Here is a 14670-nt window from a genome sequence, read left to right as displayed (position 1 = left end):
GGCCGGTACAGGGCCGGGGGCGGGGCATCGGGGCGGCCCGTCGCCCGAGGTGCCCTACGACGCCCAATCGGTGGACCGGATAACGGAGTTGTGCGGCGGACTACCGCTCGCGCTGCGCATCGCCGGGTCGTCCATGGGCGAGCGCTCCGCCGGCCGGCTCGCCTCCGACCTCGACGCGTACGGGCCGGTGCCACCGGTGGAACGTGCCCTGTGGCTGCGCTACACCGACCAGGACGAGCAGGCCCGCAGGCTGCTGCGGCGCCTCGCGCTCGCCGGACGGGCTTCGCTCGGCGCCTCCGCGGCGGCGGCGCTGCTGTCGACGGGTGAGCAGGAGGCTCAGCGGCTGCTGACGGCGCTGTCGGGCGCGGGCCTCATCGATCATGTGCGGGGCCGGCGTTACCGGCTGCACGACGTGGTGCGGGGCTTCGCGCTGTCGCGGCTGCTCGACGAGGAGCAGGCGTCGGACCGTACGGCCGCCACGGAGCGGCTGATCAGGAACTACAGCGAGCTGGCGGACAGCGTGATCCGGCTGGTCGACGGCAACATGTCGACGCGCGCCGACCTGTTCCGTACGACGGCGGGCGCGCACGGCTTCGTCTCCCCCGACGCGGCGCTGCGCTGGCTCGACGACGAGTCGAGCTTCATCACCGCCGCGCTGCGGAGCGCCGAAGGCGTCGACCAGCAGGCGGTGCTGGGGCTGCTCGGCGCGCTGTGCGACTACTGCCTGCTGCGCGGCGACCTCTACCGGCTCGGCGAGATAGACGACCTGGCGCACGCCGTGGGCCAGGGGCTGCTCGTACGGTCCGTGCAGTGGCGTACGGGCATCGCGGCGCGTCAGCTCGGCGAGCTGGACAAGGCGCGCACGACCCTGACGTCGGTGGTGGAGCTGTACCGGGAGGCGGAGCAGGTCGCGGGCGAGGCGCTCGCGCTGTGCTCGCTCGGCATCACACTGCACCACCAGGGCGATCTGGCCGGCGCCGCCGCGAAGCTGCGGGAGGCGCTGGCCCTCCAGGAGCCCGAGCCGCTGGCGGGCGACCGCGCCTGGACGCTGCACGCGCTGGCGGCGGTGGAACGCGACCGGGGCAGTGTGCGCGAGGCGCTCGCGATGCTGACCGAGGCGCTCGGGCTCCACAGCGGGAACGGGTCGGTGCACGGCGAGGCGTGGGCGCACTTCCAGCTCGGCCAGGTGCTGCTGCGGCTGGACGACCCGGAGCGGGCCGAGAAGGAGCTGCGGGCGGCGCTCGACCGTTACGCGCGCACCCGCGACGGCCGCGGCGAGGCGTGGGCACTGACCCAGCTGGCCCGTACGCGCCTGATGGCGGGCGAGCCCGCCGAGGCGGCGCAGGGTCTGCGCGGCGCGCTCACGCGCCACCGCGACAACGAGGACGCGCGGGGCGAGGCCTGGACCCTGCTCTACCTGGGCCAGGCGCTGGAGGACGCGGGCGAGGGGGACCAGGCGGTGCGCGAACTGGAGCGGGCGCGCTCGATGTTCTCGCGGATGCGCGACGTCTACGGGCTCGCCTGCGCGCGCCACCACCTGGGCCGTGTCACGCGCGACCAGCGGGCCGTCCGTACAGGCAACCTGCGCAACTCCGGCTTCGCCCGCCAGCTGCTGGTGGACGCGCGCGCCGACTTCCGGCGGGCAGGCGTCGCGTACGGCGAGGCGTGGACGTGCGTCGAGCTGGCGGTCGTGGACGCGGGCAACAACCGGGCCGCGCAGGCGCTTGCCCTGTGCGACGAGGCGACGGAGCTGTTCGACTCGTACGGCGATCTGCGCGGCGCGGACTGGTCGCGCTTCCTGCGGTGCACCCTGCTGCCGTACGCGTCGGCGGGCGGCACGGAGGTCGGCACGGCCGTGGCGGAATCGGAGCTGGCCGACCTCGCGGCCGCCCGCCACGCCCTGCGCGATCCGAAGCTGGACGACTGCGTGCAGACCCTGACGGTGATGCTGGCGCGCGGGGTCACCCTGGAGGACGGCTGGCGGGCCTGGTCCCTGGGCATGGTCCCGGGCCGCCACGCCCAGGAGGTGATGGGCGTGCGGGTCGCGGCGCCACAGGACTGAACCGGCGGGCAGGCGTGGGCGGTTGAGCGGATCGGGAGTGTCCGCGCGGGAGCCCGGGCGTGCCGGTGGGGCGACCTGACACACCGTCCGGAGCGGCGCCCGGCGCGGGCCGGCATCGCGCGCCGCCCGGCGACCGCGCCCGTGAGCGTGACCGTAACTCCGGTCTCACGGCCGGCCCGGCCGAGCATTGACATTGACCGGGCGGCCAATAATATTGACCGTATGGCCAATAGTGTATCGATGCGACCCCTCGGCGCTGTCAGCGTGCTGATCGCGGTCTACGCGTCCGCCATGGCCGCCACGGTCGCGGCCCTGGCGGTCATGGCGGCCGGCGTGGCCCCCGGACAGGCGACGCGGGAGGCCTGGGGCCATGCGGTGATCGTCACCGTCCTCGCGTTCGTCCTGGTCCTGCGCCTGCGTGCGGCTCGGGCTGGCAGCGCCAGGGCGGTCAAGGCCCTCGGCGTCGTCGCCGCCGTGCTGTTGGTGGTGAACGTGGTGGAGGCGGCGCTGCCGGGCGCGTTCCCGGGGTGGATGCGGATCGAGATGGCGGCGATCGCGCTTCTGATGGTGGTGCTGCTGGCCCTGCTGCGCCGTTCGGCAGGCCGCTGACGGGTACGGCCCACCGGCCCGCTAGAAAGGGGGGCATGAGCACACCTCACCGGGACTCCGGGCCCCCGCCCCGGACGCGTCGGCGCCTCAGCGAGGAGGTACGCAGGACGCAGATCATCAGGGCCACCGTCGCGGTGGTCGCGGAACTCGGCTACGAGGGCGCCTCCCTGGCCCGGATCGCGAAGCGGGCCGAGGTCTCCAAGGGGCTGGTCTCCCACTACTTCACGGACAAGGACCACCTGATGGAAACCGTCGCCAGGACCACCCTGGTGGCACTGAGGCAGAACATCGCCGACACCCTGGACCTGGCGGAACCGGTCCCCGCGGTTCTCCGCGCCGCGATCCACCGAGCGGCCGGTCTGAACGCGACGCACCAGAGCGAGCTGGCCGCCATGCGCCAGATCGCCGGCAATCTGCGCGACGCCGAGGGCCTCCCCCGGCTCGGCGCCGGCGAGTACGAGGAGACCTACCGGGGCCAGGAAGCCCTGTTCCGCCGCGGGCAGCAGGAGGGATCGCTCCGCGACTTCGACACCCGGGTCATGGCGATCACCTATCAGAGCGCCGTCGACGCGATGCTCACCTATCTGCACGAGCACCCCGAGGCCGACGTCCAGCACTACGCGGACGCCCTCGCCGACCTCGTCATCGCAGCCATCGGCCGGCAGCCGGCGTAGCCGCGGGCCGCGTCCGGGGTACGCCGCAGGGCGCCCCGGCCGCGCACCGCGCGGAGGGACGCCGGGGCGGATCTCTCCGGAGGCCCGCTGATCCGGCGGCCCGGGAACCAAGCGGCCCGGCGCCCGAGGGCCGAGGGGCCTACTGGTCCGCGGGCGCCTTGCGGTCCGCCTTCGCCGACCTGGCCGGGGCCGCCGCCTTGGGCGCCGCCGCCGACGCCGCGGGCTTCTCCACGAAGTCGACCCGGCCCATGTGGCGGTGCATCGACTTCATCAGGAGCCAGACGCCCAGCGCCAGCACCGCGAAGACGACGAATCCCAGCAGGCCGGGGGTCACCTTGTTCTGATTGACCTCGGCGAGCGTGACCATGTTCGTCACTGCGTGAGTCGCATCCATGTCATGCATTCTCGCGGATGCCCGCGAAGAGGTCGTCCTCGGGGAGGGTCGTATCGACGAGGGACCGCGCGAGCTCGTACTCCTCGGTGGGCCAGACCTCTCGCTGGAGGTCCAGCGGCACCCGGAACCAGCCGCCGTCCGGGTCGATCTGCGTGGCGTGCGCGAGCAGCGCCTTGTCGCGGATCTCGAAGAAGTCGCCGCACGGCACGTGCGTCGTCAGCGTCCGCTCCTCGCGCTCGCTCTTCTGCCACCGCTCAAGCCACTCCGCGTACGGCGACTCAAGGCCGCGCGCCAGCAGCGCCTCGTGCAGCGCGAGGGTACGCGTCCGGTTGAAGCCCTGGTTGTAGTAGAGCTTCGACGGCTGCCACGCGGGGCCGAACTCGGCCTCGGGGTACTTCTCGGTGTCCGTCGCGTGCTCGAACGCCGCCATCGAGACCTTGTGGGTCATGATGTGGTCCGGGTGCGGGTACCCGCCGTTCTCGTCGTACGTCGTGATGACCTGCGGCCGGAACGAGCGGATGAGCCGCACGAGCCGGCCCGCCGCCTCGTCCACGTCGACCAGGCCGAAGCAGCCCTCGGGCAGCGGCGGCAGCGGGTCGCCCTCCGGGAGGCCCGAGTCCACGTACCCCAGCCATTCCTGCTGGATGCCGAGGATCTCGCGTGCCTCGTCCATCTCACGCTTGCGCACCTCGTGGATGTGCTCCTCGATGTACGTGTCCCCCTGGAGCTTGGGGTTCAGGATGTCGCCGCGCTCGCCACCCGTGCACGTCACGACGACCACGTCCACCCCCTCGGAGACGTACTTGGCCATGGTGGCCGCGCCCTTGCTCGACTCGTCGTCGGGGTGGGCGTGAACGGCCATCAGTCGCAGCTGCTCAGTCAAGACTCGATCCTCAGTGATTCGTCGCAAAGGGCGGCTTCTATAGTGACGGATACCGGGGGGCGAAAATTCCGGCATCGGCGCCCGCCGCGAGAGGACTGATCATGGCCCAGGCGCACACGGAGGCCCCCGCGGGCCGCTACGGCCGCTCGGCGGACGAGCGTGCGGACCACAAACTCAAGATCATCGGCGCTGTGCTCGGCGGCCTCGCGGTGATCGGGCTCGGCTACTACGGCTTCCACACCGTCGCCGCTCAGAGCGTGTCCGGCCAGGTCGTCTCGTACCAGCAGGTCACGCCCTCCGAGATGCACATCCACCTTGAGGTCAACAAGGGGAAGTCGACGACCGGGAGTTGCACGGTCCGCGCCCTGGACACGGACCACAACGAGGTCGGCCGCAAGACCGTCCGCTACGAGCAGCACAAGACGCAGATCGACCAGATCATCACGCTCCGTACGACCGCCCACTCGACCGCGGCCGAGCTGGTGGGCTGCTCCGACAGCTAGCCGTACCGGCCCGCGGGGCGCTTGGCGGGCGACTGGTAGGGCGGTCGGCGCCGCGCCGGTGCGAGCAGGCTCGTCGGCGCGGGTGTCGAGGATCACCAGAGGCTGCCGAGGGCCGCCGTGCGGCCCCCGTACGGGCCGGGGCGGCGCCGCTCCTGCCCGTACGTACCCCTCGGGGGTAACGTGACGCGGGCTGCGCGATCTTCGTCGGGGCGGGAGGCGGCCCATGCACGCACTGTGGCACGCGCTGTCCATCGCCGGGTCCATGGCGTGGGAGATCACGTGGGCCCTGATCCTCGGGTTCGCCCTGTCCGCCGTCGTCCAGGCGGTGGTCCGCACCTCCACCGTCGTCGCGCTCCTCGGCGACGACCGTCCGCGCACCCTGGCCACCGCGACCGCGCTCGGCGCGGCCTCCTCGTCCTGCTCGTACGCCGCCGTGGCGCTGGCCCGCTCCCTTTTCCGCAAGGGCGCGGACTTCACCGCCGCGATGGCCTTCGAGATCGCCTCCACGAACCTGGTGGTGGAGCTCGGGGTGATCCTTGCGCTGCTCATGGGCTGGCAGTTCACCGCCGCCGAGTTCACCGGCGGCCCGCTGATGATCATCGTGCTGGCGGTGCTGTTCCGGCTGTTCCGGCGCGACGCGCTGCTGCGCGAGGCTCGCGATCAGGCGGACCGCGGGGTGGCCGGCTCCATGGAGGGACACGCGGCCATGGACATGTCCGTACGGCGCGGGGGCTCCTTCGCCCGGCGGCTGCTCTCGCGCGAGGGGCTGACCTCGGTCTCCCACGTCTTCGTCATGGAGTGGGCGGCGATCCTGCGCGACCTCGTCGTGGGCCTGCTCGTCGCCGGGGCCATCGCCGCCTGGGTGCCCGACTCCTTCTGGAGCGCCTTCTTCTTCCACGGCCATCCACTGGCGTCCCGGCTGTGGGGCCCCCTGATCGGGCCGCTGGTGGCCATCGCCTCGTTCGTGTGCTCCATCGGCAACGTGCCGCTGGCCGTCGTGCTGTGGAAGGGCGGCCTCAGCTTCGGCGGCGTCGTGGCCTTCCTCTTCGCCGACCTGCTGATCCTGCCCATTCTGAACATCTACCGGAAGTACTACGGCGCCCGCATGGCGCTCTTCGTGCTCGGCACCTTCTACGCCGCCGCGGTCGCCGCGGGCTACGTCGTGGAACTCGTCTTCGGCGGGCTCGGCCTCGTACCCGGCTCCGCCGGCGCGACCGTCCCCGACGACGGAGTCCGCTGGAACTACACGACGTGGCTCAACATCGCCTTCCTCATACTGGCCGCCGCTCTGCTGATCCGGTTCTTCCGTACGGGCGGCAGGGACATGCTGGGCATGATGAGCGGCCCTCCCGCGCCCGAGTCCGGCAGCGACTCGGGCCCGGGCCCGGGGGCCGGATCGGACTCCGGGTCGGGGTCGGGCTCCGGCTCCGGGTCGGACTCCGGGTCCGGGACGGGCTCCGGTGACGCTCCCGGTCCGGGAACCCGCCATCCTCACGGCTGACCGGCTGACCGGCCGACCGGCCGAGCGGTCGGCCGAGCGGACGGCCGGGCGGACGGCGGGTGCGGCCGACGTGCCCCGCGGCCCCTCGGGAAGCGGTCGGCAACACGCCACTGACCTGCACTGACGCATCCCCGACGGCTTTTGTGCTCCCCCTTTCGCCGCGAAATTGTTAGGCTCGTGGTTTCGCCCGACCGGGAAGGCCACATCCTTACTGGTAGGGCGTTACTTTGTATTCCCAGTACCTACGAGGAGCACCAGTGACCCAGACCAGCGAGAACGTCACCTGGCTCACCCAGGAGGCGTACAACCAGCTCAGGAGCGAGCTGGACTACCTGTCTGGTCCCGCCCGCACCGAGATCGCCAAGAAGATCGAGGCTGCGCGTGAGGAGGGGGACCTGCGGGAGAACGGCGGGTACCACGCGGCCAAGGAGGAGCAGGGCAAGCAGGAGCTCCGTGTGCGCCAGCTGACCCAGCTCCTTGAACACGCGAAGGTCGGCGAGGCGCCCGCGGACAACGGCGTGGTCGAGCCCGGCATGGTCGTGACGATCGCCTTCGACGGCGACGAGGACGACACGCTGTCGTTCCTGATGGCGTCCCGCGAGTACGCGAGCGCCGACATCGAGACGTACTCGCCGCAGTCCCCGCTCGGCTCGGGTGTGAACGGCAAGAAGGTCGGCGAGGACGCGCAGTACGAGCTGCCGAACGGCAAGACGGCGACGGTGAAGATCCTCGCCGCGAAGCCGTACTCGGGCTGACCCTCGCCCGACCGGGGCCACCGCGCTCCGCTTCCCGGAGAAGAGCACCCGCGCCCGCCCGGGCCGCCCGGCGGGCCGCAGGGGCTGCGAAAGCCGCCAAGCGCCACCAAGAGATACGAAGCCACGAGAGGGCCCTACCGCGCCGTTTTCCGGCGCCGCAGGGCCCTCTCGCGCGGCCGGCCGGGCCCGCGCCGCCCGGGTCAGGACGTGGCCGAGCGGTACTTGCGCACCGCGAGCGTACGGAACACGACGACGATCAGCACGGACCAGATCAGCGACGCCCACACCGGATGCTGCATCGGCCAGGCGGACGACGTGGACACCCCCGGGTTGCCGAACAGCTGGCGGCTGGCCTGGACCGTCGCGCTGAACGGGTTCCAGTTGGCGATCGGCTGGAGCCAGCCCGCCATCCTGCTGGAGTCCACGAACGCGTTCGAGATGAACGTGACGGGGAACAGCCAGATCAGCCCGCCGGACGTGGCCGCCTCCGGGGTGCGCACGGTCAGGCCGATCAGCGCGCCAATCCATGAGAACGCGTACCCGAGCAGGAGCAGCAGCCCGAAGGCTCCGAACATCTTGGGCACGCCGTTGTGGATGCGCCATCCGACGAGCACGGCGACGACGGCGAGCACGACGATGATCAGCGCGGTCTGCACGAGGTCCGCGAGCGTACGGCCGGTGAGGACGGCGCCGCGCGCCATGGGCAGCGACCGGAACCGGTCGACGAGGCCCTTGTGCATGTCGTCCGCGATGCCGGCGCCGGCGCCCGCCGTGGCGAAGGTGACGGTCTGCGCGAAGATGCCGGCCATCAGGAAGTTGCGGTAGACGCTGGGATCGGTGGTGTTGCCCACCGTGAGCGAGCCGCCGAACACATAGCTGAACAGCACCACGAACATGATCGGCTGGATCAGTCCGAAGAGAAGGACTTCCGGAATGCGGGTCATCCGGATCAGATTGCGCTTCGCCACGACGAGCGAATCGCGGACGGAACCGGCGACGCCGCCGCGCGAGGCCGGGGCCTGGGTCGTCATGACGGTCACTGTGCCGTCCCCTCTCCGTCGCCGCGTTCCTGCCGGTCCCGGCCGTCCTGTCGGTCCTGGCCGTTCTGCCGTTCCCGGCCGTTCTGCCGGTCCTGGCCGTCCTGTTGCTTCCGCCGGTTCCGCCCGGCCTGCTCCCCCTGCTCTGCCTGTTCTCCCTCTTCTCCCTGCTCCCCCTGTTCGCCGTCCTCGGCCGCGTGGCCGGTCAGGGAGAGGAACACGTCGTCGAGGGTCGGGCGGCGCAGGCCCACGTCGTCGATCTCGATGCCGAGCGCGTCGAGTTCCCTGATCACCTCGGCGAGCAGCTTGGCGCCGCCGCTGACCGGGACGGTGAGCTTGCGGGTGTGTTCCGCGACGGTCACGGACGCGTCGCCGGTGGCGGCGCCGGACTGGCCGAAGCGGCCGAGCACACCGCGCGCGGTGGCGATGTCGCGCTGCTCGTGCACCACGACCTCGACCCGTTCGCCGCCGGTCCGCGCCTTGAGCTCGTCGGCCGTGCCGCGCGCGATGACACTGCCGTGGTCGACCACGGCGATGTCGTGCGCGAGGTGGTCGGCCTCCTCCAGGTACTGCGTGGTCAGCAGCAACGTCGTACCTCCGGCCACCAACTCCTGGATGATCGACCACAGTTGCTGCCGGTTGCGCGGGTCGAGCCCGGTGGTGGGCTCGTCCATGAACATGACGGGCGGCGAGACGACGAGCGCCGCCGCCAGGTCGAGCCTGCGCCGCATGCCGCCGGAGTACGTCTTGGTGGTGCGGTCGCCCGCGTCGGCGAGGTGGAAGCGTTCGAGCAGTTCGTCCGCCCGGGCCTTCGCCTGCCGCCCGCTCAGCTGGTAGAGCTGCCCGACCATCCGGAGGTTCTCCCGGCCGGTGAGATATTCGTCCACGGCCGCGAACTGGCCGGACAGGCCGATGGATCGGCGTACGTCGTTGGGGCGCTTCAGGACGTCGATACCGGCGACGACCGCACGGCCGCTGTCCGGACGCAGCAGTGTCGTCAGTACGCGCACCGCCGTCGTCTTGCCCGCGCCGTTGGGGCCCAGAAGGCCGAGCACGGTGCCTTCGGGCACGTCGAGGTCTACGCCGTCCAGAGCCCGCACGTCGCCGAAGGTCTTGACCAGACCCTCGGCATAGATGGCGCCTGGCATGAGGGTTTCTCCTGACTGGTGAGGCCGGAGCCGCTTGGAGAGCCGAACGCTATCGCGATACATCGCGATACACAACCCGGCGCGCCGAGCCGGCTCGGCTCCTTTCCGACCGGTCCGGCGCGGCGTCGTCTTCCGCTGCCGCGCGGTGCCGTTCGTGTGGTCGGCCGTGTGTCCGCCGCCTTCGCGTCGTCCGCTCAACAGGGTGACCCATGCGGGCGGGCGCGACACGTCGTTCCGGGCGCGCGGCATCGGTCACCGGCCGGTACGGCGGCCGCGTATCGGCCGGCCGGCGGGCGGAGGGACCGGTGGGACCGGCGGGTTGGGCACTCCGTGACCTCCGCGGTCGTTTGAATGGGCGAGGTACGTGAGGGACTCGTTCCGCGTACGCTTGACCACCATTAACCGACCACCGCACGAAAGAGCCCCGGCCATGCCCCCCATTCAGGACATGACTTCCGATGCGTCGGTCTCCCAGGACTCGACGGGTGCGCTGGACCAGAAGGATTCCGGAGGACCCGGGCCGACGGCATCCGAATTCCCGGACGTCGCCGGCCTCCTCGACGCCCTCCAGCACCAGGTCGCCATCTTCGCCCGGCGCGCCGAGCAGACCAGGCTCGGTGGCGTGGGCCAGGTGCGCAACACCATGGACCGCGCCGCGTACCTGCTGCTCAACCGCCTCGACCTGGAAGGCCCGATGGGCGTCAAGGCGCTCGCCGCCGGGATGGGCATCGACTCGTCCACCGTGACCAGGCAGGTCGCGCCGCTGGTCGACACCGGCCTGGTCAAGCGGACCTCGCACCCGGAGGACGGCCGCGCCGTCGTCCTTGAGCTGTCGGAGCGCGGACACGCGCGCCTCGAAGAGGTGCGGCTCTCGCGCAGGCTCCTGATGCAGCGGGCGACGGACGGCTGGACCGAGGAGGAGAAGGTCTCCTTCACCGTGCTGCTCACCCGTTTCAACCGGGGTCTGCCCGCGGCGAAGCAGTCGCAGGTGCCGGAGGAGGCGCCGGACGGAGCGCCTCGGGAAGAAGCGCCGCGGGAGGACCCGCCGCCGGTCTCGTGACCGGCCGGGGGCGGCCGGGGCGCCGTCCGCCGCCCCGGTCCCGGAGCCCTGCGGGCCTCTTGACCCGGGCGCCGTGCCTGGCCTCATATGAAGACGTGCGGCAGCGGCGTACGTCCCAGGCCCAGGAGCGCCGCCACGCCCAGCAGTCGGACGCGTACGGCTCATGCGGCTCGTACGGCTCTTTCGACTCTTTCGTCGCGGGCGCGGCCGGCCGGCTGCTGCACGCCGCCACGCTGCTCACGGGCGAGTCGCCGGAAGCGGCGCCGCGCGCGCTGCGCCTGCTCACGGCCGCCCTGGCGGCGACGTACGCCGACTGGCCCCGGCTGCGCGGCGAAGATCCTTACGCCAGGGCACGGCGGGAACTGTCGATGCGGTACGCCCGCTCCGCCGCCTGGCGCGGGGGGCGTACGCAGGACGGCGTACTCGGCGTACTCGGCCGCCAGGAGCGGCTGGTCCTGGTGCTGCGGCTGTACGAGGGCGCCGACGAGTGGCAGACCGCGGCGCTGACCGGGCTGCCGGTGGAACGCGTCAGGGCGCTGTGGGCGCGGGCCGTCGCCACGCTGCGGGCGCGGGCCCGCGCGCAGTCGGCGGGCGCCCCCACGGCGGACGGGACGGCCGGGGCGGGCGGCCCGTGACGGGCAAGGAGGACCAGGTCCGGCGGATGCTGGACGGGCCGCATCCGCCGGTGCCGCCGGGGCTGGCGCTGCGGGCCGCCGCGCGCGGGGCCCGCATCGCCCGCCGCAGAAGAGTGACGCGCATGGGCGTCGTGTTGACGCTGGCCGTCGCGGTGACGGTTCTCCTCGTCTGGCTGGCGGTCGCCGACCCCTGGGCGGCGCCGCCCTCGGTGGTCGCGCCGCCGCCCCGGCTGTTCTGACGGGCCGGGACCGGGACGGCGCCCGGCGTCCCCCGTGCCGGCCGACCGCCCGGCCGACCGCCCGTGCCGGCCGACCGCCACGCGTCAGTCGCGGGCCAGGGCCTGCTTCAGGTCCTCCAGCAGGTCGTCGCCCGACTCGATGCCCACCGACAGGCGCACCAGGTCAGAGGGCACCTCCAGCGGCGAGCCCGCCGCCGAGGCGTGCGTCATCCGGCCGGGGTGCTCGATCAGCGACTCGACGCCGCCGAGGGACTCGCCGAGCGTGAACAGCCGTGCCCGGTCGCAGACCGCGACCGCCGCCGCCTCGCCGTCCTCGACGCGGAACGACACCATGCCGCCGAACGCCTTCATCTGCTTGGCGGCGACCTCGTGCCCCGGGTGTCCCGGCAGGCCCGGGTAGAGGACCTGCGAGACACGCGGGTGGTTGGCCAGCATGTCGGCGATGCGCGTGGCGTTCTCGCAGTGCCGGTCCATGCGGACGGCGAGCGTCTTGACGCCGCGCAGCACCAGCCAGGCGTCGAAGGGCCCGGCGATGGCGCCCATCGCGTTCTGGTGGAAGGCCAGTTCGTCGCCGAGCGAGGCGTCCGCGACGATCAGCGCGCCGCCGACGACGTCGGAGTGCCCGCCCATGTACTTCGTCGTGGAGTGGACGACGACGTCGGCGCCGAGCGCCAGCGGCTGCTGGAGGTAGGGGCTCGCGAACGTGTTGTCCACGACGAGCTTCACGCCCGCCGAGCGGGCCACGCCGGCGAGCGCCGCGATGTCGCTGACGCCGAGCAGCGGGTTGGAGGGCGTCTCCACCCAGATCGCCTTGGTACGGGGCGTCAGCGCGGCCCGTACCGCCTCGGGGTCGGAGGTGTTGGCGACGGACCACTCCACGCCCCAGCGTGAGGCGACCTTCGCGAACAGGCGGAACGTGCCGCCGTACGCGTCGTTGGGGATCACCACGTGGTCGCCGGGGGCGAGGAGCGTGCGCAGGAGGCAGTCCTCCGCCGCCAGGCCCGACGCGAACGCGAGGCCGCGGCTGCCGCCTTCCAGGGCGGCGAGGTTCTCCTCCAGGGCGCCGCGGGTCGGGTTGCCGCTGCGGCTGTACTCGTAGCCGCCGCGCAGCCCGCCCACGCCGTCCTGTTTGTAGGTGGAGACCTGGTAGATCGGGGGGACGACTGCCCCGGTGGCGGGGTCCGCGGTGTTGCCCGCATGGATGGCGCGGGTCTCGAAGTGCAGCGAATCGCCGAAGTGCTCGTGGGTCATGGGGCCGAGGGTAGTCGGCGTGCCAGGGGGGCACGGGACATCACGCGGGCGAGCGCCCCGGAACGCCGGGGTCCCGATGGCCGCAGAGGTCCTGACGGCCGCAGAGGTCCCGGTGGCCGCCGCGGTCCCGATGGCCGCCGGGGTCGCGGTGGTCGCCGGAGCTGCGGGGCAGCCGATTGTCAGAGGTGTCGGGAACAATGGGGACATGGACATTCTCTGGCTCCTGCTCGCGCTCGGTCTGCTGGCCGCCGCGCTGGGCCCGGTCCCTCGACGCCGCCGCGACCCGGGCCTGGGCCGCCGCCGCGGCCTGATCCGGCAGGTGCCGGCCGGCTCGCCGGACGCGGCGGACCCGGAGGAGTACGGCTTCCTGCGGCAGGAGGAGCTCGACGTGCGGGTGCCGGGGCCCGACGAGGAACTGCTGCATGTACTGGACGTCGTGCAGGGCACCCAGCGGTGGGGGCCCGCGTCGCGGCTGCTCGCGGCGACGCCCGCGGAGGGCGAGATCCGGTGGCAGCGGGTCCAGGGCTTCGCGGGCGCCGCGTCGCTCGAGCTGGCCGCGCGGCCGGGGGCGGGCGGGCGGTGGCTGCGCGAGTGGCGCGTCGAGGCGCCGAAGGACGCGGGCGCCGCGGCGGTGCAGGCGGAGTTCCTGGTGCAGCAGGCGTGGCGTACGTCGCGGCCGGGCGCCGACGAGTTCCGCATCCTGCTGGAGGAGGCGCGGGCGGTGTGCGGCGAGGCCGCGCTGCTCGCGCCGGGCGATCCGGTGCCGTACGTCATCGAGCTGTCGGTGGCGCGGGGCCTCGGCTACCCGCCCGCGGAGTTCGATCTGCTGTGGGCGAAGGTCATGGACCGCGCGCCGGCGCACATGGGCGCGCACCTCGCGGCGCTGCGCTACTGGAGCGCGGCGTGGCACGGCTCGCGGGAGGAGGCGGACGGGTTCGCGACGGCCGCGGCGGCGCGCGCCCCGCGGGGGTCGCTGCTGGCGGCGCTGCCGCTGTTCGCCCTGTACGAGCATCTGCCGGAGGTCGATCTCGTACGGAGCCTCTACCGGAGCCGGGCCGTCATACGGGCGGTGGAGGGCGCGATGTTCGCGGTGCACGCCGCGCGCGCCGACGATCCCGTGCTGCCGCACGTGCGGCACCTGCTGGTCCTTTTCCTGGTCCGGATGGGGCGCTGGGGCGAGGCGATGGGCCAGCTCGTGCTGGTGGACGGCCATGTGGGCGCGGTGCCGTGGACCTACGCGGCCGATCCGGCCGGGGAGTACGCGCTGCACCGGGCGCTCGCCGTCGCCGGGTACGAGGCGAACGGCGGGAGTCCGGCGACGCTGCCGCGCTGAGGAGCCCCTCGGCGCGGGGCCCGGCGCCGGGGACGGGCCGCGGGGGTGACGAGCGCCCGAGGTGAGGGCGCACACTGAAGAAACCGAACACACCGGAACACCCGAGCGAGCGGTGCTCGGTGCCGACCGATTGGACCCCACGTGTCACGCGTCATCCTGGTGATCCTCATAGGGATCTGCATCTACTTCTGGTTCCGGTCCCGGCGCGGCGCGGACCGCATGCTCAAGTCGATGACCGACCCCGAGGTCGCGGCGCGGGACCTGGCGCAGGAGACGGAGCGGGCCGCCGAGCTGGGGCTGCTGCCCGCGGAGAAGCAGGACGCGCGGTACGCCACGGCGCCGGAGCCGGAGGTCGAGCAGGCGCTCACCGCGGCAGGGGCGGGCGACTGGGAGCCGGCTGCCGGGCTGCTCGCCGCCACGGCGGAGGCGGCGGACTGGGAGCGGCGCGCCCTGTACGTGGAGCTGCTGGGCCGGGCGGCGGCAGAGCCGGCGGGGGCGGAGTGGCTGGCCGCGTGGGAACGGGCGCGCGAGGGCGACGGTGACGCGGCGCTCGTGCGGGCGGCGGCCGGGGGGCCGCCGGGGGGGG

Annotated in this window: 14 protein-coding genes and 2 pseudogenes; 11 read left to right on the top strand and 5 right to left on the bottom strand. The window is 73.0% G+C overall.

Annotated features, from left to right (window positions below):
• The 3 genes from LCE31_RS25085 to LCE31_RS25075 all read left to right on the top strand — a co-directional run.
• A partial coding sequence (locus tag LCE31_RS25085; protein WP_225017872.1) for a tetratricopeptide repeat protein occupies positions 1-2062 on the top strand: 2062 nt, incomplete at its 5' end.
• A 222-nt stretch (positions 2063-2284) separates the two neighbouring features.
• On the top strand, positions 2285-2671 hold the full coding sequence (locus tag LCE31_RS25080; RefSeq protein ID WP_225017871.1) for a hypothetical protein: 387 nt from the start codon (positions 2285-2287) through the stop codon (positions 2669-2671).
• A 35-nt stretch (positions 2672-2706) separates the two neighbouring features.
• Positions 2707-3345 (top strand): TetR/AcrR family transcriptional regulator, encoded by a 639-nt coding sequence (locus tag LCE31_RS25075; protein ID WP_225017870.1) that lies wholly within the window; start codon positions 2707-2709, stop codon positions 3343-3345.
• Positions 3346-3484: 139 nt separating this feature from the next.
• On the opposite strand, the gene LCE31_RS25070 is transcribed toward LCE31_RS25075, so the two are convergent.
• A complete protein-coding gene (locus LCE31_RS25070; RefSeq protein WP_225017869.1) occupies positions 3485-3748 on the bottom strand; it encodes a hypothetical protein in 264 nt (87 codons plus the stop codon).
• Positions 3741-4622, bottom strand: coding sequence for a mycothiol conjugate amidase Mca (gene mca / locus LCE31_RS25065; RefSeq protein WP_225017868.1), 882 nt, complete (start codon positions 4620-4622; stop codon positions 3741-3743). The genes LCE31_RS25070 and mca overlap by 8 nt, the downstream gene beginning before the upstream one ends.
• Positions 4623-4723: 101 nt before the next feature.
• Between mca and LCE31_RS25060 the strand changes: the two genes are divergently transcribed.
• From LCE31_RS25060 to greA, 3 genes are all read left to right on the top strand, one after another.
• Entirely contained in the window at positions 4724-5125 is a 402-nt protein-coding gene (locus tag LCE31_RS25060; RefSeq protein WP_225017867.1) for a DUF4307 domain-containing protein, read from the top strand.
• Positions 5126-5348: 223 nt separating this feature from the next.
• Positions 5349-6626 carry a permease gene (locus LCE31_RS25055; protein WP_225017866.1) on the top strand — a complete coding sequence of 426 codons (1278 nt, stop codon included), beginning with the start codon at positions 5349-5351 and terminating at the stop codon, positions 6624-6626.
• Positions 6627-6883: 257 nt separating this feature from the next.
• Positions 6884-7381 (top strand): transcription elongation factor GreA, encoded by a 498-nt coding sequence (greA, locus tag LCE31_RS25050; RefSeq protein WP_225017865.1) that lies wholly within the window; start codon positions 6884-6886, stop codon positions 7379-7381.
• A gap of 200 nt (positions 7382-7581) precedes the next feature.
• Here greA and LCE31_RS25045 read toward each other — a convergent pair whose 3' ends face one another.
• Positions 7582-8412 carry an ABC transporter permease gene (locus LCE31_RS25045; RefSeq protein ID WP_225017864.1) on the bottom strand — a complete coding sequence of 277 codons (831 nt, stop codon included), beginning with the start codon at positions 8410-8412 and terminating at the stop codon, positions 7582-7584.
• A 113-nt stretch (positions 8413-8525) separates the two neighbouring features.
• Positions 8526-9566 (bottom strand): annotated as a pseudogene (locus LCE31_RS25040) (ATP-binding cassette domain-containing protein); the annotation flags it as partial.
• A 430-nt stretch (positions 9567-9996) separates the two neighbouring features.
• Here LCE31_RS25040 and LCE31_RS25035 point away from each other — a divergent pair.
• The 3 genes from LCE31_RS25035 (at position 9997) to LCE31_RS25025 (ending at position 11500) form a co-directional block, all read left to right on the top strand.
• Positions 9997-10626, top strand: a complete 630-nt coding sequence (locus tag LCE31_RS25035) for a MarR family winged helix-turn-helix transcriptional regulator (protein WP_225017862.1) — start codon at positions 9997-9999, stop codon at positions 10624-10626.
• Positions 10627-10721: 95 nt separating this feature from the next.
• Positions 10722-11261: a sigma factor-like helix-turn-helix DNA-binding protein gene (locus tag LCE31_RS25030; RefSeq protein ID WP_374118550.1), complete on the top strand. Its 540-nt coding sequence runs from the start codon at positions 10722-10724 to the stop codon at positions 11259-11261.
• Positions 11258-11500, top strand: a complete 243-nt coding sequence (locus LCE31_RS25025; protein ID WP_374118549.1) for a hypothetical protein — start codon at positions 11258-11260, stop codon at positions 11498-11500. The genes LCE31_RS25030 and LCE31_RS25025 overlap by 4 nt, the downstream gene beginning before the upstream one ends.
• A gap of 84 nt (positions 11501-11584) precedes the next feature.
• On the opposite strand, the gene LCE31_RS25020 is transcribed toward LCE31_RS25025, so the two are convergent.
• Positions 11585-12751, bottom strand: a complete 1167-nt coding sequence (locus LCE31_RS25020) for a cystathionine gamma-synthase (protein ID WP_225017860.1) — start codon at positions 12749-12751, stop codon at positions 11585-11587.
• Between the two features lie 205 nt (positions 12752-12956).
• On the opposite strand from LCE31_RS25020, the gene LCE31_RS25015 reads away from it, so the two are divergent.
• Positions 12957-14084: a hypothetical protein gene (locus LCE31_RS25015; protein WP_225017858.1), complete on the top strand. Its 1128-nt coding sequence runs from the start codon at positions 12957-12959 to the stop codon at positions 14082-14084.
• 141 nt (positions 14085-14225) lie between these two features.
• A pseudogene (locus tag LCE31_RS25010) lies at positions 14226-14670 on the top strand (hypothetical protein); the annotation flags it as partial.

Origin of the sequence: Streptomyces sp. 8L, assembly GCF_020176795.1 — a bacterium.
Classification (GTDB): domain Bacteria; phylum Actinomycetota; class Actinomycetes; order Streptomycetales; family Streptomycetaceae; genus Streptomyces.
This window is presented reverse-complemented; position numbering and strand designations above follow the sequence as displayed.